The organism is Gilliamella apicola (genome assembly GCF_003202915.1).
GTDB classification, from domain to species: domain Bacteria; phylum Pseudomonadota; class Gammaproteobacteria; order Enterobacterales; family Orbaceae; genus Gilliamella; species Gilliamella apicola_Q.
Window position 1 is genome coordinate 806,147 of the sequence record NZ_QGLP01000004.1, and the last position, 23,463, is coordinate 829,609.

17 protein-coding genes are annotated in these 23,463 nt (G+C 33.7%); 11 read left to right on the forward strand and 6 right to left on the reverse strand.

The window, feature by feature from the left end:
* Positions 1-8: 8 nt before the first annotated feature.
* From DKK79_RS05170 to DKK79_RS05180, 3 genes are read left to right on the forward strand one after another with little or no spacing between them, the layout of a single operon-like run.
* The gene (locus tag DKK79_RS05170) at positions 9-2,564 is read left to right on the forward strand and encodes a DUF5682 family protein (RefSeq protein ID WP_110423123.1); all 2,556 of its coding nucleotides are present in this window, start codon (positions 9-11) and stop codon (positions 2,562-2,564) included.
* 8 nt (positions 2,565-2,572) lie between these two features.
* Positions 2,573-3,748 (forward strand): VWA domain-containing protein, encoded by a 1,176-nt coding sequence (locus DKK79_RS05175; protein ID WP_110423124.1) that lies wholly within the window; start codon positions 2,573-2,575, stop codon positions 3,746-3,748.
* The gene (locus DKK79_RS05180) at positions 3,745-5,877 is read left to right on the forward strand and encodes an SWIM zinc finger family protein (RefSeq protein ID WP_110423125.1); all 2,133 of its coding nucleotides are present in this window, start codon (positions 3,745-3,747) and stop codon (positions 5,875-5,877) included. Before DKK79_RS05175 ends, DKK79_RS05180 begins: the two co-directional genes overlap by 4 nt.
* Positions 5,878-6,095: 218 nt before the next feature.
* Here the strand turns inward: DKK79_RS05180 and DKK79_RS05185 are convergent, their stop codons facing one another.
* Positions 6,096-10,736, reverse strand: a complete 4,641-nt coding sequence (locus tag DKK79_RS05185; RefSeq protein ID WP_110423126.1) for a hypothetical protein — start codon at positions 10,734-10,736, stop codon at positions 6,096-6,098.
* 229 nt (positions 10,737-10,965) lie between these two features.
* On the opposite strand from DKK79_RS05185, the gene DKK79_RS05190 reads away from it, so the two are divergent.
* Positions 10,966-11,421: a hypothetical protein gene (locus DKK79_RS05190; protein WP_110423127.1), complete on the forward strand. Its 456-nt coding sequence runs from the start codon at positions 10,966-10,968 to the stop codon at positions 11,419-11,421.
* A 10-nt stretch (positions 11,422-11,431) separates the two neighbouring features.
* Here the strand turns inward: DKK79_RS05190 and yccS are convergent, their stop codons facing one another.
* The 3 genes from yccS to lexA all read right to left on the reverse strand — a co-directional run bounded on the left by yccS (position 11,432) and on the right by lexA (position 15,061).
* A complete protein-coding gene (gene yccS / locus DKK79_RS05195) occupies positions 11,432-13,528 on the reverse strand; it encodes a YccS family putative transporter (RefSeq protein ID WP_220019007.1) in 2,097 nt (698 codons plus the stop codon).
* A 477-nt stretch (positions 13,529-14,005) separates the two neighbouring features.
* A complete protein-coding gene (locus tag DKK79_RS05200) occupies positions 14,006-14,383 on the reverse strand; it encodes a hypothetical protein (RefSeq protein WP_110423129.1) in 378 nt (125 codons plus the stop codon).
* Between the two features lie 51 nt (positions 14,384-14,434).
* Entirely contained in the window at positions 14,435-15,061 is a 627-nt protein-coding gene (lexA, locus tag DKK79_RS05205; RefSeq protein WP_110423130.1) for a transcriptional repressor LexA, read from the reverse strand.
* A 315-nt stretch (positions 15,062-15,376) separates the two neighbouring features.
* On the opposite strand from lexA, the gene coaE reads away from it, so the two are divergent.
* The 4 genes from coaE to tsaD are packed head-to-tail and all read left to right on the forward strand — an operon-like array spanning position 15,377 to position 17,975.
* Positions 15,377-15,991 (forward strand): dephospho-CoA kinase, encoded by a 615-nt coding sequence (coaE, locus tag DKK79_RS05210; protein ID WP_110423131.1) that lies wholly within the window; start codon positions 15,377-15,379, stop codon positions 15,989-15,991.
* Positions 15,984-16,721 (forward strand): cell division protein ZapD, encoded by a 738-nt coding sequence (locus DKK79_RS05215; protein ID WP_110423132.1) that lies wholly within the window; start codon positions 15,984-15,986, stop codon positions 16,719-16,721. The genes coaE and DKK79_RS05215 overlap by 8 nt, the downstream gene beginning before the upstream one ends.
* 25 nt (positions 16,722-16,746) lie before the next feature.
* A complete protein-coding gene (gene yacG / locus DKK79_RS05220; protein ID WP_110423133.1) occupies positions 16,747-16,965 on the forward strand; it encodes a DNA gyrase inhibitor YacG in 219 nt (72 codons plus the stop codon).
* A complete protein-coding gene (tsaD, locus tag DKK79_RS05225; RefSeq protein WP_110423134.1) occupies positions 16,965-17,975 on the forward strand; it encodes a tRNA (adenosine(37)-N6)-threonylcarbamoyltransferase complex transferase subunit TsaD in 1,011 nt (336 codons plus the stop codon). The genes yacG and tsaD overlap by 1 nt, the downstream gene beginning before the upstream one ends.
* Positions 17,976-18,064: 89 nt before the next feature.
* Here tsaD and DKK79_RS05230 read toward each other — a convergent pair whose 3' ends face one another.
* Positions 18,065-18,394, reverse strand: a complete 330-nt coding sequence (locus DKK79_RS05230) for a DUF4282 domain-containing protein (RefSeq protein WP_110423135.1) — start codon at positions 18,392-18,394, stop codon at positions 18,065-18,067.
* Between the two features lie 125 nt (positions 18,395-18,519).
* Between DKK79_RS05230 and ycaO the strand changes: the two genes are divergently transcribed.
* Together ycaO and DKK79_RS05240 are read left to right on the forward strand one after the other, a co-directional pair.
* Complete coding sequence (gene ycaO / locus DKK79_RS05235; protein WP_110423136.1) at positions 18,520-20,280, forward strand: 30S ribosomal protein S12 methylthiotransferase accessory factor YcaO; 1,761 nt, start codon at positions 18,520-18,522, stop codon at positions 20,278-20,280.
* Positions 20,281-20,751: 471 nt separating this feature from the next.
* Positions 20,752-21,708, forward strand: a complete 957-nt coding sequence (locus tag DKK79_RS05240) for a carbohydrate kinase family protein (RefSeq protein ID WP_181415233.1) — start codon at positions 20,752-20,754, stop codon at positions 21,706-21,708.
* A gap of 479 nt (positions 21,709-22,187) precedes the next feature.
* Here DKK79_RS05240 and DKK79_RS05245 read toward each other — a convergent pair whose 3' ends face one another.
* The gene (locus DKK79_RS05245; RefSeq protein WP_110423138.1) at positions 22,188-23,018 is read right to left on the reverse strand and encodes a shikimate 5-dehydrogenase; all 831 of its coding nucleotides are present in this window, start codon (positions 23,016-23,018) and stop codon (positions 22,188-22,190) included.
* 72 nt (positions 23,019-23,090) lie between these two features.
* On the opposite strand from DKK79_RS05245, the gene DKK79_RS05250 reads away from it, so the two are divergent.
* Positions 23,091-23,459, forward strand: a complete 369-nt coding sequence (locus tag DKK79_RS05250; protein ID WP_110423139.1) for a nitrous oxide-stimulated promoter family protein — start codon at positions 23,091-23,093, stop codon at positions 23,457-23,459.
* Positions 23,460-23,463 lie beyond the last annotated feature (4 nt).

Here is a 23,463-nt window from a genome sequence, read left to right on the forward strand (position 1 = left end):
TAATTGCTATGACAATCAGCCATTCATTATTACCGGAAAGGTTATCAAAAGCATTACAAAGTCTCAAAGCGCTACAGTTACAGCATATCTACTTTGCGCCAGTGCGTCATCATAGCCCTGCCTGTAGCTATGCACTAAAACACTTAATTGAAGAAGTCCAGCCAACACACATATTGATCGAAGCGCCATCAAGTTTTGCTACTATCATCGATCAACTGTTACATTGTGACACTAAGCCACCTATTGCTGTGCTATGCCAAACCGAAATAAGCTCCTTTCAACCAACCACTTTATTAGACATAACAGAAGATGATACCGATGATTTAACACCTGAATCAATAACCTACTCAGCATTTTATCCATTTTGTCATTACTCACCAGAGTGGTTAGCAATGCAGATGGCCAAAAAGCAGCAGGCCATTATACAATTTATTGATTTACCATGGAGTTTACAAACGGATCTAAGTATCGATTTAGAGCAAGATCGCTCGCTACTTTCTGAAACTTATCTCAAACATAGTCAATATATTCAATGTTTAATGCAAAAACTGCACTGCCGAGATCATGACGAAGTCTGGGAGCATCTGTTTGAATTAAAAGATTATGAGGAAATTGCTGATTGGCAAACGTTTTTTGCTGATACATTTATTTGGTGCGCCATGTCAAGGCTCGATTATAGCCAAGAGTCGCTAGCCGCTGAGGGATCGGCACAACGTGAACAGTATATGTTATCTGCAATTGGTGAGATAAAAAAATCTAATCCTAAAGCCAAAATTGTTGTGGTAACAGGAGGCTTTCACACCTTAGCGTTAGTTGAAGGATTATGGAAAAATCGGCTGATATTACCGAAAAAAGCTGACATGACACAATTTAATCGTCAACAAAAAAATGGTGATAAAGATCAGACATGGTTAATTCGTTACAGTTTTGATCGCCTTGATGCCTTAAATGGTTATGCATCCGGTATGCCTTCACCTGCGTATTATCAAACAACGTGGCAATCGATGTTGGATTATGATAAGAGTGCTAATGAAGAGCAAACGGGGCGAGAAAATCGCCAAAGGCAAACTTTAACTTTACTGTCAGAAATTGCCGATAAATTACGCCAACAATCAAACTATAATAATTTAACAGGATTTGTGCCGTTAAAATCAGCCATAGAACAAGCCATATTACTTGCTGATTTGCGCGGACATAATGGACCAGGACGATATGATTTACTCGATGCCATTCAATCTTGCTTTATTAAAGAGAGCATTGACAATGCGCGTAGTGAGTTTTGGTTAACAATTCGAGATTGTCTATCAGGCAATTTATTGGGCGAAGTGCCAATCGGAATAGCACAACCACCACTGGTTAATGATGTCTATTTAACTTTAAAAAAATATCGTTTCAAATTGGATGATACCAATCAAAAACTCACTCATATCGATATTTATCGTAAACCTGATCATCGACAACGTAGTCGTTTTTTACACTTGATGACTTTTTTAAAGGTCGGTTTTGCTAGTCGAGTTGATGGTCCTGATTACATTCATGGTCAACGTTTAAATGTGATGTTTGAAGATTGGCGTTATGCTTGGACACCAATGGTGGAAGCGAGATTGATTGAGTTATCACAACAGGGAACTAAGCTGGAACACATTGCCATAAGTAAAATGCAAATGGACGCCAAACAATTTATAGAAAATAACATGGAGTCAGCAAGTTTTCTGGCGGTTGAGCAGTTGACACAAGCGGCGTTAATGGGGCTAGATGATTATTTTAACCATATACTTGATAATCTAGCTGATTTTATTCTAAGTGAAGGTGAATTGGATTCGCTCATTCATTGTGGCCATCGTATGGTTTACTTGTGGCAAGGGCAAACTTTTTTACAACTTAAAGCGACATCGACATTACTTACTTTATTAAATAAAATTGTTCAACAAGGCTTTTTTCTATTAAATAAATTAAAACAACCAGAAATTGAGCATCAACAGCAAAATTTGCAAATATTACTTTCGTTTAGAGACTTATTAAACTATTTGCCAGATCAACTTGATATTAAACAACTTAAACAAGATTTTTACCAGAATCTGCATCGTTTACAATCTGAGTTAAATGAGGTCTCATTAATCCGAGGGGCAATTGATAGTATTAGCTATTTGGATTCCTATTTTAGTCAACAACAATTGGAAGAAAATATCAATATCAATTTTAGTTTAACTGCGCAAAATGAACAAACTATTAACTATTTTATTGGCATTATGTCATGTGCGCCAGAATTGGTTATCCATTCATCTATCCTATTAGACAGTTTAGATAAATTACTGATAGATTGGTCAGCAGAGCAGTTTATCAAAATCTTACCTGATTTGCGTTTAGCTTTTAGCCAATTAAATCCAAATCAAAATGCCTCTTTGGCAGAAAAAATTGCCAAAAAATATCATATTACTGATGCTGATTTGCATCTTCAACAATATCAATTTAGTGAAACTCAGCTACAAAAAGCACTCTCGCTGGAATTGTCAATTAGCGAACATATAAAACAGCAACAACTCACCGATTGGTTCAAACACTAGGTATTGGCATGAATAACGATAAACAAACCAAAGAAGATAGCAAACCAGACGAACAAATTAAGCGTTGGCGTTTAATTTTAGGTCAATACGCAGATGAACATCTCAATCCCAATAATGATTTAAATCCCTATGATCGGCAAATTGATCAAGCCTTAAATTATCTCTATCAAAATGAATATCGCTCTCGAGGTTTATTAACTAAGGACGAAAACGCTTCAAAATCAAAATATGGAGGAAAAGATAACTCGGTTTACAACACTGTAAATTGGTTAAGACAGACACGCAAATTATTTCCTAAAAGTACCTTTGAACGAATGCAAAACCAAGCAATTGAACGATATCAGCTCGAAGGTATTCTAAACGATCCTAATGCCGTAAAAGAGTTACAACCCAATTTCAATTCAGTGAGACTATTAATGAACTTACGTGGTAAGCTCAATAACAGTGTGCAAGAAGAGGTAAAAGCGCTTATCAAAAAAGTAGTGGATGAAATTCTGCAAAAAATTAAGACCAATTTTATTAATGCGTTGACTGGAAAAAAAAATCGATTTCGACGTTCATCAATTAAAAGCAATCAAAATTTTGATTGGCGAGCAACCATTAAAGCTAATTTAAAACATTTTGATCAGGATAAACAACGAATCATTATTGAAAAAGCCATCTTTAACTCTCGCGCTACTCGCCAATTTCCTTGGGATATCATTTTATGTGTTGATCAAAGTGGTTCAATGGATACCTCCATTTTCTACTCGGCTATTTGTGCCAGTATTATTACTCAGTTACCGGCTGTTAACTTACATTTATTGGTTTTTGATACTCAAGTGGTGGATTTAACCCATTTAGCGAGCGATCCAGTTGAAATACTCATGACAGTACAACTCGGTGGTGGTACCAACATTGGCTATGCATTAAATTATGCGGAACAAAAAATAACTAATCCATCGCGTACAATTATGGTTATTGTTAGTGATTTTTATGAAGGGGTGAGCTTAACCAATCTTTATAACACCGTTGCGCGCCTCAACGCTAATCGCGTTAAAATGCTTGGCTTAGCCGCTTTAGATTACGATGCAACTCCGGTTTATGATCTGCAAGTATCCCAACAACTGGCTAATCGAGGGATGCAAATTGCGGCTTTAACACCCGAACATTTTGCTACTTGGCTTGCTGAGGTGATGAAATGAGTTGGTCGCAAATCTACTTAAATTACGATCAAGATGCTTTAGCTGTCTATGCTAATGTTGGCGTCATTCGACGTGCACTTAAAGATATTCAAGCCAATAAAGTCAAATTAATCGAACACCAGCAATCACATCTGTTATTCGAGGTTGATAGCCAACAAGTCAAACTGACACCACAAGGCATCCAAACGGCTAACTGTAGCTGTCCAGCCAGTGAACATTGTAAACACATAATCGCTGCAGTGTTATGGTTACAAGAAAATCCCGTTATTGATCAAGTTGCTGCTAAAGCAAATAGTGACACATCTAATCAGCCAATTGAATCATCTAACCACTATAGTGATCCTTTAGCCGAACTATTAACAATTGATAGTAGCCAATTATTTAAAACAGTGGGTAAGGCCAATATAAGATTAGCCTATCAACTTTTATTTGATTGGTTACAAAACGATGCGGTCAGCGTGCAAAAGCAGGGCGTTCAACTTCGTATTCAAGTTCCACTCAGTACCACACCAATTATCTATACAGCGGGTACGGGCTTTGCTGGTATCATTTCTGAATTACCAGATAAGCAAAAACAGGCAGTACATTTAGCGGTTATTGCTTATCTATTTCAACAGAATCAAAAAAGTTGGCAATGGCCAGATCAGATTATTACCGAACATCAGCAAAATAATCAGCAAAATCAGCTTAGTGATGATGAAATTCTCTTGATTAAACAGGTGCAGTCACAGATTAACTCATTGATAGAACATGGTTTATCTCATGTTAGCAAAAGTCAATCTAACCAGCTACAGCTACTTAATATGTCCGCCAGAGCACAAGGGTTACCTATGTTAGCCGCTATGCTTAGGCAAATTTGTCAGTTAATTGAATTACAAGTTAATCGACATTTTTCTATTGAAGAACAAGATATTTTATTACTTTTAGCCCGTTTAACCGCGCATTTGCAAATACTATTAAATAGCCATGGTCAACAGCTTACAGATATGCGCGGTAATCAAAAACGCCAATATCAAACCAAAAATCAAACGTTAGATTTATTGCCACTAGGTGGTTATTGGTGGCAAAGCAAAACCGGTGCTCAAGGTGCCACATTCTACTTTTGGCAACCTGAGGATAATCAGTATTACCAAACAACAATAGCTAGACCCAACGATGCCGATATCAATTTCTATCGCGAAGCGATCTGGCAAACTGTCTCTCTATGGCAATCAATGCCAAATATGCTGATGAAAAGAGGGTTTACCTTGCATAATCCACGCCTAGCTGATGGTAATAATTTATCTGCTTTGGGTTCTAATGTAACCATAAAAAAGACCGGTTGGAGTGATCAGAATTATCAAGTGTTTCGCACCAATAATGGTTTTCATGATTGGTCAGAGTTGTCCGATTATCTGCAAAAAAATGATGTAAATGATTCTCTGTTTGACAATATATTGGCTATTCATATCACCAATTCACAAACACCAGCATTAGATGAAATTAGACAATGCCTAGTTTGGTGTATTAAAGATAATAAAAACAATCAACTACAATTGAGACTATTTTGGGATGGTATAGATGAGCAGCGTATTAGAATATTAAATTGTTTTTTAAAAACAGAACATAAACCTTTAACTGTCTTGGTAAAATGCATAAAAAATGACAATAATTTAGATCTAGAGCCTTTTGCGCTTTTTTATCAAGAGTCGCAAACCAAGCAGATTAATTTACTATATTTGGATTTTGATAACGAAAGTTTATTTATTGAAAATAATACCCTTAAATTTTGGGAAAAATTCAATCATCTATTTGAAAAACTAAAATTATCAAACAAGAAAAAGCTCAATGCGCAAATTGCTTACCAACAAGATCCCATTGCAACATATATTATAAAACCAACCCTAACCTTACTTGAAGCAATAACCAGTTCTGGTCGGCTAGTATTATCTAGTAGCGATAAACAAAAAATCGAGGCGTTACAATTTCACTGTAATTCACTTGGTTTAACCACGCTAAGCCATACGCTAAATAAACTAACACAAAATCAACCATTAAAAATTGGCCATATTCTACAAACGGCATATCTCTGCCATCTAATGAGCAAAACTCATTATCAATTGCCAATAGTATTAATGGATGAATTATGAATGGCTGATTTAATTAGGGGAATGAACAAATAAAAGAGCAATTATATGAAATGATCTGTCTATAAACTAACTAATCAAGATATTAATTACCATTTGCTTTGCTAAATCTTGTCTACCGTTAATAAATAATTTTATAACGGTATGGATATCTTTATATTTTTTTCAAGATTTTTGATTAGATTTTGTAATCAACAATTCTATTAAGCATTATTATTAGTTTAATTAAGTAGCCCAGTATCTAATTTATCTATAGCACTATTTACCGAAGGTATATCTGATTTTAATAAACTATCCCAAATATCAAGACAGGTATTAATTGTGTTGTAATCTTCATCTTCTAGCGCTTCATCATATAATCTTTGTAGGAAATTTATTAAGTGATCTTCATTAACATAAAAGTTAGTTTTATCATGATGTTGTATGAAAGTTTCAAGTAATTTAAATATAGGTTGCCCAAAACTTATTAAACTTTTAGGTGTTTTATTTAAATAATAAACTAAATCTTCAAAGCAATAGATAGCTGCTTTTGATGAAATAAATAGGTTAAATAGTTTATCAATGTTTGGTTTTTTCCAATAGTTTTCATAATTTATACAGCCTCCGATCCTTTTTAATATGTTTATATCATCATCATTCAATAAAACTTGATAAATATTTTCAATTTTATGAATCTTATCATTATAATTATCTTGCCGTAATAATTGACATAACATGGATACACAACCTTTTTTCAAAATAGCATCTTGTAAAAGATATTGTTGCTGTTGTATGAATAAATCATTAAAAAACCAGCGAGCATAAATTTGTATTCCAGCTAATTCTTTAACCTCATCTATGTGTGAATTGGCCATTTTTATTACTAGATCAATATATTGTGATTGGTATTTTATTTCGAAACCTTGATTGAAAAATCGATATGCTTCATTAGCACAGGTCATACGCAGATCTTTATGACATAATTCAATAAATTTTTGATGAGCATAATCATTATTATAATTGAGGATTGGTGCTAAGAGAGAAACGGCTGCAATATTAACTGCGGGATGATTGTCATTGATCGCGTTGTCAATTATGCCTAAGTGTTGTAAAGCAAATTCTTGGTTATGCCAAAAAATTTTTGAGATAGCCAGATATGCTATGCCTCGAACACAATTTAACATTTTACTTGTTAAGGAATCGGCATTAGCGTTATTTATAGAATCTTCGTCCTTAATAGATCTAACACTCAATTTACCGGCTTCTGGATTGCTAGAGTTTTTAGCAAGATCTATTAATAAATCAATTACTGGTTTAGAATAACGCTCAGCTCTACTTTTAATTAATTGGACTAAAGAATATTCACATTCTGTTCTATTAAAATGAAAAATCACTTGTTCAATCAAAGATATTGGGCAAGTTTCTTTCTCATCACTGTTATTTTGTTGGTTATTACTCACAGCTAAACCATCAAATATCGCATCGATATATTGGGGATCAATATTCCTAGGCAATGTTAGTGAAAATTGAGCAAAACGGTCGGGTTCTTTTGTTACACTTTCCATTAAACTACGGCTAAATTGTCTAATACTTGCTTCAGAGGCTAAATCATCAGTTATTTGAAATAACCTATTTATTTTTAGAGGAATTTTTGATGATAAAACTATTTTTCGCCATGCTTTATTAGAGAGTTTATGGTTTTTAGGTAAAGGCGATGTTATAACACCGCCAATAGGCGTATAATTTTCACAAAAATCTGAGCTTGTATAAGAACTAAATTTACGATTTAAAACACCTATTAACTGTTTTGATTCTAAAGAAATTCGATGCTTATCTAATGCCGGTAATAGAAAATATTGTAACTCTCCCCAATAACTTAAATATATTCCATTTCGAGTATATTTAAGTTGTATTTCTATTTCAGTTATCGATTTAGTTTTAGGAAAGTTATAAATTTTTTCCTCTAACTGCTTAAATAATTCATTGCAACAAAATGGCGAAAACTTATTGATAAGTTCACCAGGGAGTAACCAGATCGGTTCTTCCGATCCGTTGCCACACGTTAAACGTTCATTTGGAGACTCTAATAACCAACTTATAACTTGATCTGCGTATTCTGGAGATAAATTTAATAGCAGTTTTGCAATTAGGTGAGCGATAACCTTATTGTCTTTTTTCATATAAGGAGAAATTATATCAAATAATGTATCAGATTGTTGGTAAAGTTGTTTCCCGGAATTTTCAAGTATGATAATTAGACCTTTACGAAAACTACTAGCAAAGCCATTGTTCATATATCTATCATCAATCAGCCACTCATCAGTGGAACTATCGCAATCTGATTTAAAAATACTGCTTAGATAATTCAAAATCAATTCAATCAGTAGGTTGGGTATGAATTGAGATAGTTGTTTTATTTCTTCAATATCCTCATTATCCCAATAATATAAATTTGTTGCATTATTAATATTATTTGAGGCATGTAAACATGAATCTTTATGTACAATATTTTTATAATGTTCCATTACTATTTTGATGAAATAAAATGCACGCAATGGTTTTATTTTAATTAATATATTCCAGTCAATATAATGTGGTACATAACCATAATTAAATAATTGTTTTCTAAATTCGAATAATTCATCGCTGTCTTCTGCAGCTCTCAAAGGAAGAGTAGAGTATACTCTTTGATTCCATAAATCAGACTTACCAATAAAATCAGTCAAATTATTAATAATTAAGTCAGGTTCAACTGTTGAAGTGGAACGAAGCAGTTGGATAGCATGATTAATTAACTTTTCATTATCACTCTTGAGCCAATTTTCTATAATTCTTTGCTCACATAAGTAAGAAATAATAGTAATATTCGAAACACAGGTGATATTTAAAAATTTGTCAACTAGTTCAGGTGTTTCAAGAATTTTGTGAATAAGTAATTTTATCGGTTGTTTGATACGTTTAATTTCTTTGATTGTATTTAAAACTAAAATTTTTAAATGGAAACGAATATTGTTATTGAATAAAATAGCCTCAGCACAATTGCAAAAAGCTTTTTCGCTATGGTCAAGTAGCATAGTTAACGTATATTTAAGATGTTCTCTTTTGGTTAACGTTTGTTCTTCATAATTACCAATGTGATTCAATAAAGTCTGAGGTGATTGAATTCCAGCTTGAAAAAGTGCAAGGCCGACGTGGTAATCAAATAACGCTTGATGGCGAAAGCTGATTCGATTATTTTGTTTACTAAGTAGTCCTACTGAAAGGCAAGCATCAAGTTGTTTTTTTGTACTTGCATCAAGTGTATGTTCTGAAATTGATAGTTGTGATGAACCACTCATCAATGAAACTATCGTATTGATAAATTCCGAAGCTGATTGTTCATTGATACCAAGTTTATTAATGTTATCTAATCTATCTTCCAAAAAATTCTTAATTAATTCTAATTTACTACTAAACTGAGGTGCTTTTTGGTTGCGTTGAGCTATTGCTAAATATATTCCCAACCATAAAGGAATTTTTAATATCTCTTGTTTTTGTGCAGAAAGCGAACTAAAAGTTTCATAAGGGGAAATTAATGGTTTAATAGTATCTTCATCTAAAAGTGTTAACTTGATGTCAAAACGATCCTCTTTGACACTTTCTAACCATTTAGATAAAGCAATATCTTCATTTAAATCAAAGTCCCTTGACGCCAGAACGATGCTAATATCTTTTCCTTCTTTTCTTAATCTTTGAACTTGATCCACCATTTTACGACAGATTTCTAAAGCATTACTCGAATGAGTGCCAGTCCATCTTATGGCATCAAGTTGATCAAGAATAAATACGATTTTTTTTTGTGAAGAAAATTTACTGCAACTTCCGATTGGACAATAAGGAAAACCTAGCGACTTACCAAACTCATTAATATTATTTTCGGGACGGCGTCTATCTAATCGAATCGGTACTGAAATAATTTTGTTTGTCGTTAAGTAATTATGTAATTCCAACAGTAGCACACTTTTTCCACTGCCTGCTTCTGCTGAAATTAGAGTAATGGCATGACTTTCAATTGAGTTAATAACTGAAGTTAATTCACCTCTTTTAATTAATGTCTCACTAATAAGAAAAGGTTCTATTGATTGTTGAAATTCATCAGATAAAGAAGTGATTACCGTTGATATTCTATCATCATCAGGAATAATTTTGGGTTCAAAACCATTGTCTTTTAAATCAGTTAATAAATCGGTTGCGGTTATTGTTTGTCGTAATTTATTGAAATTTTCAGGATAGTTTTTTAGAAAAGCGATAAGTTTGCTAGGATCATCCGTAAATAAATTACCAGCTCTACTCTCAAGTTCTTCTATGGTTTTAATATTTATATCATAAGCAATAATATGAAATTTTTGCAAAAAATTTATAGCCTGTTGTAAATCTGATTCAACTGCAGCATTAAAATTCAAATATTGGCAAATAGTATTAAAATCTTTGATCCGCTCTTGACTGACATTGATTTGGTATTTTAAAAAATCCTTGGGATTATTGCTATTAAGTGCACTTATTCTAAGATCATTGATCTTTTTACATGGTAATGGTGATATTAAGTGGTATTCGCTTTGATCACGTTGAATTTGGAATAGAGCATTTTTTAAAATATTATACTCATTGAGTTTAGAAAGAGTCCAATATTCGCTATTACCTGCACCAATTTTACATTGGTAGTATCGTTTTGTGCCATCCTTAAGTTCGGTTATGACATCAACACCTACTTCATCATCACCAATAGGTTCAACAATCACCCAATTGACTTTTTCTTCAAGTAAAAGAAGTAATTGATAGGCTATCCAATTTGCTTCATATCGATGTCCAATTTTTTCAGCGAATCCACCAGCTTCTGACGCCATTATTTTATATCCTAAATCTTTTCCAATCCTATAAAATATGAGCTCATTTAAATTATTTTCAAGGAAATTTCGATTAAGTTTTTTTCAAATATTGATTATGACCTAAATTTAATGAATACTATTTTTATTAATGATCATACTTTTATAAACAATCTGATTTAATAGTTATATTGAAGAAATTACATTAATATAATGTTGTTTATTTCATTGCAAAAGATAACAACCGGTTATGATAAATTTTAATTTGCAATCATGGCAAGAGGAGATGAGTGGACTTACTTTTGAGTTTGCTTTACCCACTTTTAAAGATGAATGTAGAAGTAAAACGTCAAAATATTTAGCTGAAAGTGCATTTAGTTTTATTGAAGGTGTATTTTTTTATCATCTACCTAATTATCAGAACTTTGGTCATTGGGGAACAACCGAAGTGAGTAAACAACATTGGTCTCATATCAGACTAGTATTGCAAAAGTTGAATAATAAACTTGAACAAGCAGAGTATTTCCACCAGTTAAAAACCGTTTTGTATGATTTTCAATTCATTTTCGATGAAGATTGGCGACAAGATATGGTTATAAAATTTGCCGAATACAAAGTTAACCTCTCTCAGATGATTAGCCAGATTATTGAGTGGTTTGATGAAAATATACAAAAATATAATACTGTCTTTATTAAAGGTATTTAAAACTGTTCTATTAGACGCTTTGATTACTCAATTTACCAATAAGAGACATTATTTCTGGCAGAATATCTAAAATTAAAGCTAATTGCTGCATTACCAGTAGATCATTATTGATTTGATCATCATTAAACGACAATGATTCAATATAACTGGTAACCACTTTTTTTAGGGCTTGATATTCACCATCGATTTTTTGGCTACTTAAAATATTAATTATATATACCGACACATCATCAAAAAGCTCAAGCGTGTGGGTAGAAATACTTTTATCGCGATGAGCACCGAGCGTCGATAAATAACTAATAAACGTATGATTAAGTGTTAATAATCGGAAACCTTGTTCAATGACATCTGGTTTTACATGAGGCTCTTTGGTCATTAAGCTGATTAAGGATGATAAATCGGCATTACTGTCATGAGCAGCTCGTCGCGCAACTCGATATTTAGGATCATTGGTTTTGCCAGATACATATTGGCTTCCAATTAACGCTAAGTAATGACTATCATCATGGCAAACTCGATCGAGTAATTTAGGCAAATTTCTAAACTTCCAATCCGGCCAAATAAAACTAACAGCCAACCAAGCAATAAAACAACCAATTAATGTGGCAATAATGCGCGAAATTGCTACCGAAACACTGCTTTCACCAATCAAACTAAAACTAAAGAACACCAATAAAGTGATAAAAGCGGTCGCATAGGCGTATTGTGAATTCTTAAATAAGAAAAACAACCAACCGGTCAAAATTATTAATACTAATTGCGCTTCAACACTTGGGAATAAATAAGTTAATGGGATACCGACAACAATGCCTAAAACCGTGCCGATCACCCGTAATTTTAAGCGGTATTTTGTGGTCGAATAGTTAGGCTGACAAACAAACAGGCTGGTTAAAATAATCCAATAACCATGAGAAAGATGAGAAAAGTAAATCACCATGTAACCAATAAAAAGTACGATACTCATACGAATTGCATGACGAAATAGTGATGATTTTAGCGTTAAATTTTGCTTAATTCTTGCAAAAATATCATGGAAGCGAGTTAGCTCTTCATCAATTAATTGATTATCTTCTTGAGCTTTAGACAGATGTTGCTCGGTATCAATATTGGCCAATAATAAATCGATGGCGAGCAAATTTTGGTGAAGATTTTGCAGCGACTTTATTAATAACAAATTGGCATTAGATTGTTGTCGATACTGAACGATTGCTTCTTCAAGATAAGTAAAATAACGAGCAAATAACGGATCATGATGATAAGTTTGATTTAATTTAATCGAAACCGCTAGCTTGGCACAAGCTTTAGCTTGTAAATTTAGAATTCGTGCAAAACGAAATAATAGATCACTATGTTTAAAGTGTTCACTGAGCGCTTGATAATCACCATGAGATGAACTCGCTCGCTCATGAATATCTTGGGCAACAAAATAATAGCTTAACATTTTCCTGATATAAGCTTGTCCACGAAATCCTTTCAAACGATTAAACAGCGAACGCTTAGCATCGTTAAACACCTTAATCACTTGAGTATTGCTTTCCGTTAACTCAAGAGTTTGCCGTTTAAAACCTTCCGATTCATCAGGATCGAACATAGCGGCTTTGGCATCAAGATAGAGTGATAGTTTTATAAAACAATTTGTTAGCGTTTGTTGAGTTGTGCGAATTGGTTGCACAATCGACTCAATTAATGAAACCACATTATACCAAAGTGCGCCCAATAGCAGAAAACAAGGAAGGGTATAGTTATCTTCAAACAAATTATGCCCAAGCATGGTATAAGCGGCAATCAACAACGAACCAAAAGCTATCACCCCGTAACGTTGCCCAAGCGAGCCGAGCATGATGAACATAAATGTTGAACTCACTAAACCAACAATAAACAGTAGAGGAAAATCAAACAATAACTCAACGGAAAACGTTGCAATCGCAAAGCAAACTAGTGTAAGCAAAATATTAATACAGCGACTCAACAAACGAGTATCAATTTCAGTCAATCCAGCGGCAACCACACCTAAAGTAAGCGGAATTACCAACGAGACCGAACCAAAATACCATGGTACTAGCGTCGAGCCAGTTAAGCTCATTAGCATACGAATACTAAATAGCAAATTACTGCTATAAAACACTTTGCGTAAAGATATGATAAAAGAATGCACGTTATTGAGTGTTCGAAGTGAATTAATATAATTAAGATAAGAATACTATAATCTTTAAATCAAACAAAGCTTCTTTCTTTTTTATCAGCTAATAATGATATCTTTAATTTATGATTGAATTATGAAACAACAATTAATTATTTAAATCTTATTTTATATTTATTACTGTTTTTATTACCTTCATAAATTTATTTGTATGTTCTATTTTAAATTATTGGATGTTTAAAAATTGATTGTTGTCATATTTAAAACCTTAATTTCACAGTAAAACTTCGCGATAATTTTTACAAAAGTTTATAATTCAAATAAAAAACGTTACTTCGTTTATACTAGTTAATAAGATTAAAGCGAAGCAAAAAAAGCCAATTGAGAGGTTGCAAATAAACATAGACAATGCACTGCATTGCCTGTGTTTATATTTAAAAACGATCAGTTAATGATTAAATCATCAGCAGGAACGCCACCATCATGACTACCATTATCTTTTGCACCTGGTAACGCACGCGTGCGATCAATTGGTAAGTAGTTGCCATTAGAGGTTTCGATTTGACATTCGCTCCAAAAAATAGAATATTTGGTGTTTGCATGCATACTTTCACCGCGGAAATAACATTTTGCCGCGTTGTATAAGTCATTTCGACAAATAAGTGCAATTAATAACCAAACGCTCACAACGCCAATGGAAATCCATTTTAAATTGTGCCACAAAAAAGACCAAAAACCTTGTTTTCGGATACGACAGTAAGCGAAAACTAATAAAATAACTCCGACGAATCCTAAAAATTCATATAACCAAAATAACCACATATTGTTATCTCCTAAGCAACAATTAGTAGGTATTTTATACTAACTTTAGGATTACATCCACGAACCATTACGAATAATACCAACAGCAATACCTTCAATAGCAAAACTTTGTTGCTCTAAATCGATATCGATTGGTGCAAATTCAGGGTTTTCAGCAAGAAGTTTTACATGTCGACCCTTTTGTGATAATCGTTTAACCGTGACTTCATCATCAATGCGTGCCACAACCACTTGGCCATTTTTTACATCTTGGGTTTTGTGTACAGCAAGCAAATCACCATCTAAAATACCAATGTCTTTCATTGACATACCTTGGACTCTTAATAAAAAGTCAGCTTGTGGTTTAAATAGTGCAGGCGACATTTGGTAATGACTTTCAATATGTTCTTGTGCCAAGATTGGTGATCCAGCGGCAACTTTACCAATAAGTGGGATTCCTTCAAATTCCGATAAGTTTTCAGGTTGTTCCAATAATAAACGAATACCTCGTGATGATCCGGCTATCATTTCAATCGCCCCTTTTTTAGCTAATGCTTTAAGATGTTCTTCAGCAGCATTGGCTGATCGAAATCCTAATTTTTGAGCTATTTCCGCTCGAGTAGGTGGCATTCCGGTAGTTTGAATGTTTTCTTTAATTAAATCATAGATCTGTTGCTGACGTTCGGTTAATGGTCTCATAATCAATTCCTGTTTTTATATACAGATACATGTGATTATATACAGCTAAATAAACAAAACAACTGTTTTATCTGATTTTTTTGTTAATTGATGTTAAAAATTACAAAAAAAGATTAGATTTACGAGTTATATCGCAAAATGAGATGATATTTTTTATAAAAGTGCTATCTCAATAATAATTGAGTTTGGTGATTAAATTGTCTGATCAGCCTTAGGGCTATTGATAACATTATTTTAAGGATAGATTGTTATATATTCTGTTGTGAAGTTGTATGTTATAATCTTCATCAGTTGTCTTTAGTTGGAATTTAGATTATGTCTTATATTGTTGCACTTAGTGGTGGTATTGCTAGTGGTAAAAGTACCATCGCCAATCTATTTGCTCAATTAGGTGTGCCAATTATTGACGCTGATGTGATTGCTCGTCAAGTGGTTGCAATAGGAACCCCTGCTTTGACGCAAATAGTTAAGCATTTTAGTCAAGAAATCTTGTTAACAAACGGTGAGTTGGATCGCAGTCAGTTGAGGGAAATTATTTTTAATAATGATCACGAAAGATTATGGTTAAATAATTTATTGCATCCCATTATTGCACAAGAGACGCAAAGACAGTTTGCCGAGCAGACAGCACCTTATGTGATTTGGGTAGTGCCATTATTAATTGAAAATAATTTACAACAATTGGCAAATCGGATTTTGCTAATAAATACACCGGAAGAGTTACAATTAGAGCGCTTAATTAATCGAGATGGAATCAGTGAGTCATTAGCAAAAAGAATGATAGAAACACAAGTATCTTTAACCGATCGTTTGCCATTTGCAGATGATATTATTGTTAATGATGGTAATTTAGCAGCATTAACAGTTCAAATTGATCATTTACACAAGCAATATTTACATAACTCAAAAGTTAAGAATAGCTATGAATAATATTATTTTTGAACATCCATTAAATGAAAGAATGCGTACTTGGTTACGTATTGAGTTCTTACTTAATCAGTTATATTTAAATCGCCATTTTCAACAAACTAATGCGTTATTGTTTTTTCATTTATTATCAGAATTGTTAGAAATTATTGAACGTAATGATATTAAGGGCGATTTACTTAAAGAACTTGAAGTCCAAAAACAAAAACTTTTATCTTGGATCGAACTTGATGGCGTTAATAAAGAGTTACTTAATGAGATGATTGAAAGATATGATCTTTACTTAACTCAATTTGATTCAAATTTACGCTTAGGTCAAGTTTTGAAAGATGACCGTTTTATTACGGCAATACGGCAACGTTTAATGATACCCGGCGGCTGTTGTAGTTTTGATTTGCCTTTGTTCCACTTATGGTTGAATCAACCTCAAGAAGTACGTAATAAACAAGTTGATAAATGGTTACAGAATTTTGCTTTGCTTGATGAACTTTTAAAAACATGTTTACAGTTTATTAGGCAGTTAGGGGAGTTTCATTCCTTTATTTATACCAATAACTTTTTTCAAGAAACGAATGGCGAGGTAAATTTGATTCGGATTCGTGTTGCTTTAGATAAAAATACGTATCCACAAGTTTCTGGTCATATGTCTCGTTATAGTATTCGTTTTTTACCGCTTCATGCTGGCGACTATACCAATAACGATGCAATAGAATTTGAACTTGCATGTTGTTAGCTAACTATTATTTAAGAATGTTCAAATGAATAACAATACCATTACAATTGTAAAGTGTCCTGCCTGTCACAAAGATGTTGAGTGGTCCGAAAAAAGCCCATATCGCCCATTTTGTTGTAAACGTTGTCAACTCATTGATTTAGGTGATTGGGCGACGGAAGAGCATCGTATTGCTGATAAAGAACTGACTGAACAAGATCTTTGGAGCGAGGACGAAATTTCCGATCTAATGAGTAAACATTAATGAAGATTTTAGGCATTGAAACCTCTTGCGACGAAACTGGCGTTGCCATTTATGATGACAAGCAAGGACTTATCGCAAATCAACTCTATTCACAAATTAAATTACATGCTGATTATGGCGGTGTTGTGCCTGAATTGGCTTCGCGCGATCATATACGTAAAACTGTACCATTGATTGAAGCTGCGCTAACACAAGCAAATTTAAAGGCAAGTGATATTGATGGTGTAGCTTATACCGCTGGACCTGGTTTAATCGGGGCCCTGATGGTTGGAGCCTCAATCGGGCGTTCATTGGCTTATGCATGGGGGGTGCCTGCAGTTGCAGTACATCATATGGAAGGTCATTTATTGGCACCGATGTTGGAAGATAATCCACCAGCGTTTCCTTTTATTGCTTTACTGGTTTCTGGGGGGCATACCCAATTAATTAAAGTTACAGGTATTGGCGAATATGCGCTTCTGGGTGAATCAATTGATGATGCCGCAGGTGAAGCGTTCGATAAAACTGCAAAATTATTGGGATTAGATTATCCCGGCGGCGCAAAATTATCCAAACTCGCTGAACGAGGGAATGTAAAACGCTTTCATTTCCCAAGACCGATGACCGATAGACCAGGGTTAGACTTTAGTTTTTCCGGTCTGAAGACTGCTGCGGCTAATACTATTAATCAGCAAAAGCAGGATCTTGATGAACAAACTAAAGCCGATATAGCAAGGGCATTTGAAGATGCATTAGTCGATACTTTGTTAATTAAATCACGTCGTGCATTAGATCAAACTGGTTTTAATCGCTTAGTCATTGCCGGTGGTGTTAGTGCCAATAAGACTTTGCGTGGTAAACTAACTCAATTAATGGCTGAACGAAAAGGACAGGTTTATTATCCTCGATTGGAATTTTGTACTGATAATGGTGCGATGATTGCATATGCGGGTATGATTCATCTTAAAGCATCACAATTTGCAGATCTTGCTATTGAGGTTAAACCAAGGTGGCCGTTAAGTGAGTTGTAAACGAGGGATAATTTCTAACTTAATAACTCAATGATTGAACTTATTACACTTTATTAGTGGGGAAAATTCCCCACCTACATTGTTTTGAATCATGGGTTTTTATTATCAATAGATTTGTTTGAAGCAAGTTTTTCGATATTTTTGTTAATATTGAATAAAATAGAAATTAACTCATATCCAATACGAGTAAACACTGAACCTACAATAATTGTTAGGATGCCACTTATGATGCCCATTAGGCCAGTACCAAAGCTATATCTAAACAAAAAAAGACTAGAGAAGATTATAACCAGACCTGAAATAGCGATAAGAATTAAGCTTATCCAATAGACAATGGTAATAATTTTCGGCGTAATCATCTTGTTAAAAAAGAATAAGTCCTTAAAAGAAAGGCCATCCGTATCGATTATATTTTTCATTTTATTTCCTTAATTAAAAATTAATAATTTAATTACTTTTACTTTACGAAAAAAAACGATACATTTAATAACAATTGAATCAATAAATCAACGCTAATTTCAACAAAGGTTTCCTTAAATTCAATATGAAAACATTTATTCCCGGTAAAGATGCCGCATTAGAAGATTCCATTAACTATTTTCATCAACAACTAGATAAATATGATTTAGCCGTCAAAGAGGCTTCATGGCTCAACCCCGTGCCTAATGTTTGGTCGGTACATATCCAAAATACCCAATGTCCACTCTGTTTTGCCAATGGAAAAGGTGCTAGCAAAAAAGCAGCGTTAGCATCGGCACTTGGTGAGTATTTTGAACGACTTTCAACTAATTATTTTTTTTCAGATTTTTATTTAGGTGAAAAAGCGGCTAATGGTGAATTTGTTCACTATCCATCTGAAAAATGGTTTGCAATTCCGAAAGATAACAGCTTGCCAAAAGGGTTGTTATCACCAAAATTAATGAAATTTTATGATCCGGATAACGAATTAACCGCGACCGATTTAATCGATCTACAATCAAGTAATGGCGAACGTGGAATTTGTGCATTACCATTTGTGCAACAATCCGATGGTAAAACTATTTATGTACCGGTTAATTTAATTGCTAACTTATATGCCTCTAATGGAATGTCTGCAGGTAACACGCCTAACGAAGCGCGCGTTCAAGGCTTATCAGAAATATTTGAGCGTTACACTAAAAATAAGATCATCTCCGAAGCAATCAGCCTGCCAACCATTCCTGACGAAGTACTCAATCGCTATCCAACTGTGTTAGCAGCAATTGATGCACTGGAAAAACAAGGTTTTCCCATTTACTGCTTTGATGCTTCTTTAGGCGGCGAATTTCCAGTTATCTGTGTAGTGTTATTTAATCCACAAAATGGTACTTGTTATGCCTCTTTCGGTGCACATCCTAATTTTGGCGTTGCACTTGAACGAACAGTTACCGAGTTACTGCAAGGTCGAAGTCTTAAAGATCTGGATGTGTTTTCACCGCCAAGTTTCGATAATGATGATGTGGCGGATTTAAGTAACTTAGAAACCCATTTTATTGATTCAAGTGGCTTAATCTCGTGGGATCTGTTCAATGAAAAATCGGATTATGAATTTGTAGATTGGGATTTTTCGGGCACAACCGAACAGGAATTTGCTAATTTAATGGCTATTTTTGAGCATCATCAAATCGAAGTGCTTATCATGGATTACCAGCATCTTGGTGTTTATGCGTGCCGTATTTTAGCTGTCGGCATGTCAGAAATCTATCCGCCGGAAGATCTATTAATCGCTAATAATAATATGGCGATCCATCTGCGTGAACTGATCCTATCGCTACCTCAACAAAAACACACGGCAAAACAATTACTGGCGATTATTGAACAGTTTGATGATGAAGGTTTAGATGATTTTGCGAGAGTTCGTGAATTGCTTGGCATTGCAACGGGTAAAGATAATGCGTGGTTAACCTTAAGAATTGGTGAGTTAAAAGCCATGTTAGCGTTAGCTGCGGCTGATTTACCGCAAGCAAAATTGTGGATTGACTGGACAGTTGAAATGAACGAATCTATTTTCACACCTGAACGTAATCACGCTTATCGTTGTTTACAAACTTTAGTCAATTTTATTATTGAACGCGGAGAGAACCAATTTACTGATTACCAAAAGGCATTTAATAAAATGTATGGAAAAGACTGTGTTGATGATATGTGGCAATATGCAACCGCTAAAAAACAATTTTTCGGTCTAACTGAGTTGAAGAATGCTGAATATGATAAAAATCCAATGGATCAATTTGTTATGCACCAAAAACTTCTAGCGGTTTATCATAAATTACAACAAACTATGTAACATGATACCTTATTATGAACATAAAATGAGATAAAAAAAAAAGTTATCAGCAATAATTGTCTTGAATCGTTATTAGTGATTATCTAGTAACGATTTTGGTTTGATATTTAGTAATAAAAAAATATATTTGAGATATGTATCACAAAATTTAGGTTTTGTGCTTATCAAGTTTATATAATTCGCTTAATATAAAAACAATCCTTAATTGGATTATTCTATAACTGATAAATCAAATTATAGTTTTTGAACATAATAAAGTCCTGTGAGGCATCGTTTTATTACTTAAAGCAATAAGTCTAGTTTTCTTGTTGCTTTTCATTTTTTCTCTATCATTTTTTATCGCTAGCATAATTAGCAAAAACATAATCAAGTCGAACAAAGTTAAATCATAAAGCGCTATATCATAAAAGCTAGATCAGATCATTTTCAACTTTTAGTATTGTTTATTAACTTTTTTATCGAGGCTAAATGATGACAATTCTTACCGTAGGTTTTGCTTGTTTAGATTTAGTTTGTGTTACTTCACCTAATTTAGAACAAAGTGGTTCAATATCATCTGATAATATTGAGCGTAGTGGTGGTGGGGCATGTGCTAATGCGGCTTATTTATTAGCCCTTTGGGGAGAGACGATTTATCATATTAGTCATTTAAACAACGATAATTATGGTAATCAGATTGTGTTAGAACTTACCGATGTTGGTGTCAATACTGAACAATTTATCTTTTCTGAAAAAATGGTTACCCCTTTAGAAGCTATCACCATTGATGAGAAAGCAGGAACACATAGTGTGATATCTCATCGATTAACTACACCACCTAATTTAACCATGGCAGAAAAAAATAAACTTAACCATTTTATGCAAACCATAAGTGGTATTAAACACGATATTGTTATCTTAGTTGATGGATATGAAGCAGAATTAAGTGAATATCTCATCGAGCGTTTACCTAAAACTAAAGTGATTATGTGTATAGATAATCTATCTGATTCTAGCCTATACTTAGCGCAACATGCAGATTATTTTATTGTGACGGAAAAATTTGCTAGTGCATTTTTAAAATTAAAAAGCTTTAGCCATCAAGAAGAGATTAAAAATGCACTTAAAAGATTACGCAATTTAACCAATGGTAAAGTCATTATTCGCTTGGACACAAAAGGCTGTGCATATCTTAATCGCCAACAAGTGGTCATCATCCCTGGTTTTGAGAATCAATCATTTGATTACTTGATTGATGTCGCTATTTTTCAAGGTGCTTTTGCATATGGAATCAGTTATGGTTGGTCTTTAGAAAAAACTATATTATTTGCCAACCTTTCGCTCGCCGCAACCAATCCGCAAAAAAGAGGGCGGAACGCAATGCCAACCTTGGTTGATATAAATCGTGTAGGTAAAAGGTTCAGTAATAAATTTAATCAGTATTTTTAATTTTTAAGATAGTATATTAACAGCCTATATTATTTTTATTTAGGCGATATAAACGCCAAAAAAACATTCCTATATTTTCATTTAAATATTTTCCCTTGATTTTTTGTTATTAAATGGCATTTTAGTTGGTTGTTTTTGGATGGTTTTTACTTTTCATGATTATTTCTAAACGGTAACGATGTCTAGTTGAAGAGGGGGAACGACTTCCTCTCGAACTAGTGGGATTGATCAAAGATATATCTTGTTAAAGCTAGTTTGACTAGATCATATTAACAAATTTTCCAGTCTAAATGGTTTATGAGTGCGATAACCTGTCCACTGTATTACTACTAGCATCTTCCTCCGTTCGGTTTTGATTTTCGATGTTATTACAAATAGTTGGATGACACTAATCGCTATTGATCAACAGTATTTAGTTACAACGTAGCGACTGATGCATCCCACAGTATAGGTAAGTTCTCAATAATTTCTCATTACGACTAACCTTGTCTGGCAAACTCACCAGCTTGTTTGATGAGTTCATCACTAGGCGTCACGCCAGTATACAAAATAAATTGCTCAACCGCTTGTAACACAGCAACATCTGCACCGGAAATAATCGTTTTATTTAACTTTTTGGCATATTTTATCAGTGGTGTCTCAACCGGTAGGGCGACTACATCAAATATAATATCCGCTTGGTTAATCATTGCTTCACTAAACGATAGCTGGTCAGCCTCAATACCACCTTGCATACCAATTGGGGTAACATTAATAATTAATTTTGCTTGTTCAGGAGTAATGGTTGATTCATCCTTGAGCCATTTGTAATGATAACGCTCAGCTAAAGCTTGGCCTTTCTGCTGATTTCGCGCACAGACAATTCCATGCTTAAAACCAGCATCATAAAAAGCACCAATTACAGCATTTGCCATCCCACCGCTACCTTTTAAAACAAATGGTGTATTGTTATTAATATGATTGGCTTTAATCAGCTTCTCAACAGCAATATAATCAGTGTTATAGGCTTTCAGATAGTGGTCGGTATTAACAATGGTATTGACCGCTTGAATAGATTGTACTGAGACATCTAATTCATCAATAAATTCGATACAAGCTTGCTTATAAGGCATTGAAATAGCACAACCACGAATTGACAATGCTTTGATACCATAAATTGCATCTTTTAAATTATTGGTGGTAAATGCTTTATAAAGATAATTCAAATCTAACTTTTCATATAAAAAATTATGGAAACGAGTTCCAAAATTACTAGGTCTAGTTGAAAGTGACATACAAACGGTAGTATCTTTATTGATAATTCTTGCCATTAAACAAAATCCTTGTGATTATATTAACTAATTTAGTATTCTAACATTTTTTAAATTTAACTTTATCAAATTATGGTTGCAAATAACACTGGTCCCAAAATTACTCAAGAAAAAACCACAGTAAGAGTGATGATAGCCCTTTATTGCCGCCAGAAACATCATACTCTGAAAAATCAGCTTTGTGACGAGTGTAATGAGTTGTTGCAATATGCCATGCAACGCTTAACTATGTGCCGATTTGGCGAACAAAAAACCACTTGCGAACTCTGCCCAAAACATTGCTATCGCAGAGACTACAAACAAAAAATCAAACAAGTCATGCGTCACGCAGGCCCAAGAATGATGATCCATCACCCAATAATGGCGGTTAAACATCTCTATAAAAACTTAAAAACTATCTTGAAGAGATTTCGAGAAAAGCATTCATTTAAAACGAAATAAAATT

Excerpts from the sequence above, each read along its gene's own strand:
- lexA (WP_110423130.1), bottom strand. The coding sequence starts at position 15,061 with ATGAGACCATTAACCGAACGTCAGCAACAGATCTATGATTTAATTAAA.
- DKK79_RS05200 (WP_110423129.1), bottom strand. The coding sequence starts at position 14,383 with ATGTGGTTATTTTGGTTATATGAATTTTTAGGATTCGTCGGAGTTATT.
- DKK79_RS05215 (WP_110423132.1), top strand. The coding sequence starts at position 15,984 with ATGAATAATATTATTTTTGAACATCCATTAAATGAAAGAATGCGTACT.
- DKK79_RS05245 (WP_110423138.1), bottom strand. The coding sequence starts at position 23,018 with ATGGCAAGAATTATCAATAAAGATACTACCGTTTGTATGTCACTTTCA.
- coaE (WP_110423131.1), top strand. The coding sequence starts at position 15,377 with ATGTCTTATATTGTTGCACTTAGTGGTGGTATTGCTAGTGGTAAAAGT.
- DKK79_RS05185 (WP_110423126.1), bottom strand. The coding sequence starts at position 10,736 with ATGGCGTCAGAAGCTGGTGGATTCGCTGAAAAAATTGGACATCGATAT.
- DKK79_RS05180 (WP_110423125.1), top strand. The coding sequence starts at position 3,745 with ATGAGTTGGTCGCAAATCTACTTAAATTACGATCAAGATGCTTTAGCT.
- yacG (WP_110423133.1), top strand. The coding sequence starts at position 16,747 with ATGAATAACAATACCATTACAATTGTAAAGTGTCCTGCCTGTCACAAA.
- DKK79_RS05190 (WP_110423127.1), top strand. The coding sequence starts at position 10,966 with ATGATAAATTTTAATTTGCAATCATGGCAAGAGGAGATGAGTGGACTT.
- tsaD (WP_110423134.1), top strand. The coding sequence starts at position 16,965 with ATGAAGATTTTAGGCATTGAAACCTCTTGCGACGAAACTGGCGTTGCC.
- DKK79_RS05170 (WP_110423123.1), top strand. The coding sequence starts at position 9 with ATGACAATCAGCCATTCATTATTACCGGAAAGGTTATCAAAAGCATTA.
- DKK79_RS05250 (WP_110423139.1), top strand. The coding sequence starts at position 23,091 with ATGGTTGCAAATAACACTGGTCCCAAAATTACTCAAGAAAAAACCACA.
- DKK79_RS05230 (WP_110423135.1), bottom strand. The coding sequence starts at position 18,394 with ATGAAAAATATAATCGATACGGATGGCCTTTCTTTTAAGGACTTATTC.
- ycaO (WP_110423136.1), top strand. The coding sequence starts at position 18,520 with ATGAAAACATTTATTCCCGGTAAAGATGCCGCATTAGAAGATTCCATT.
- DKK79_RS05240 (WP_181415233.1), top strand. The coding sequence starts at position 20,752 with ATGACAATTCTTACCGTAGGTTTTGCTTGTTTAGATTTAGTTTGTGTT.
- DKK79_RS05175 (WP_110423124.1), top strand. The coding sequence starts at position 2,573 with ATGAATAACGATAAACAAACCAAAGAAGATAGCAAACCAGACGAACAA.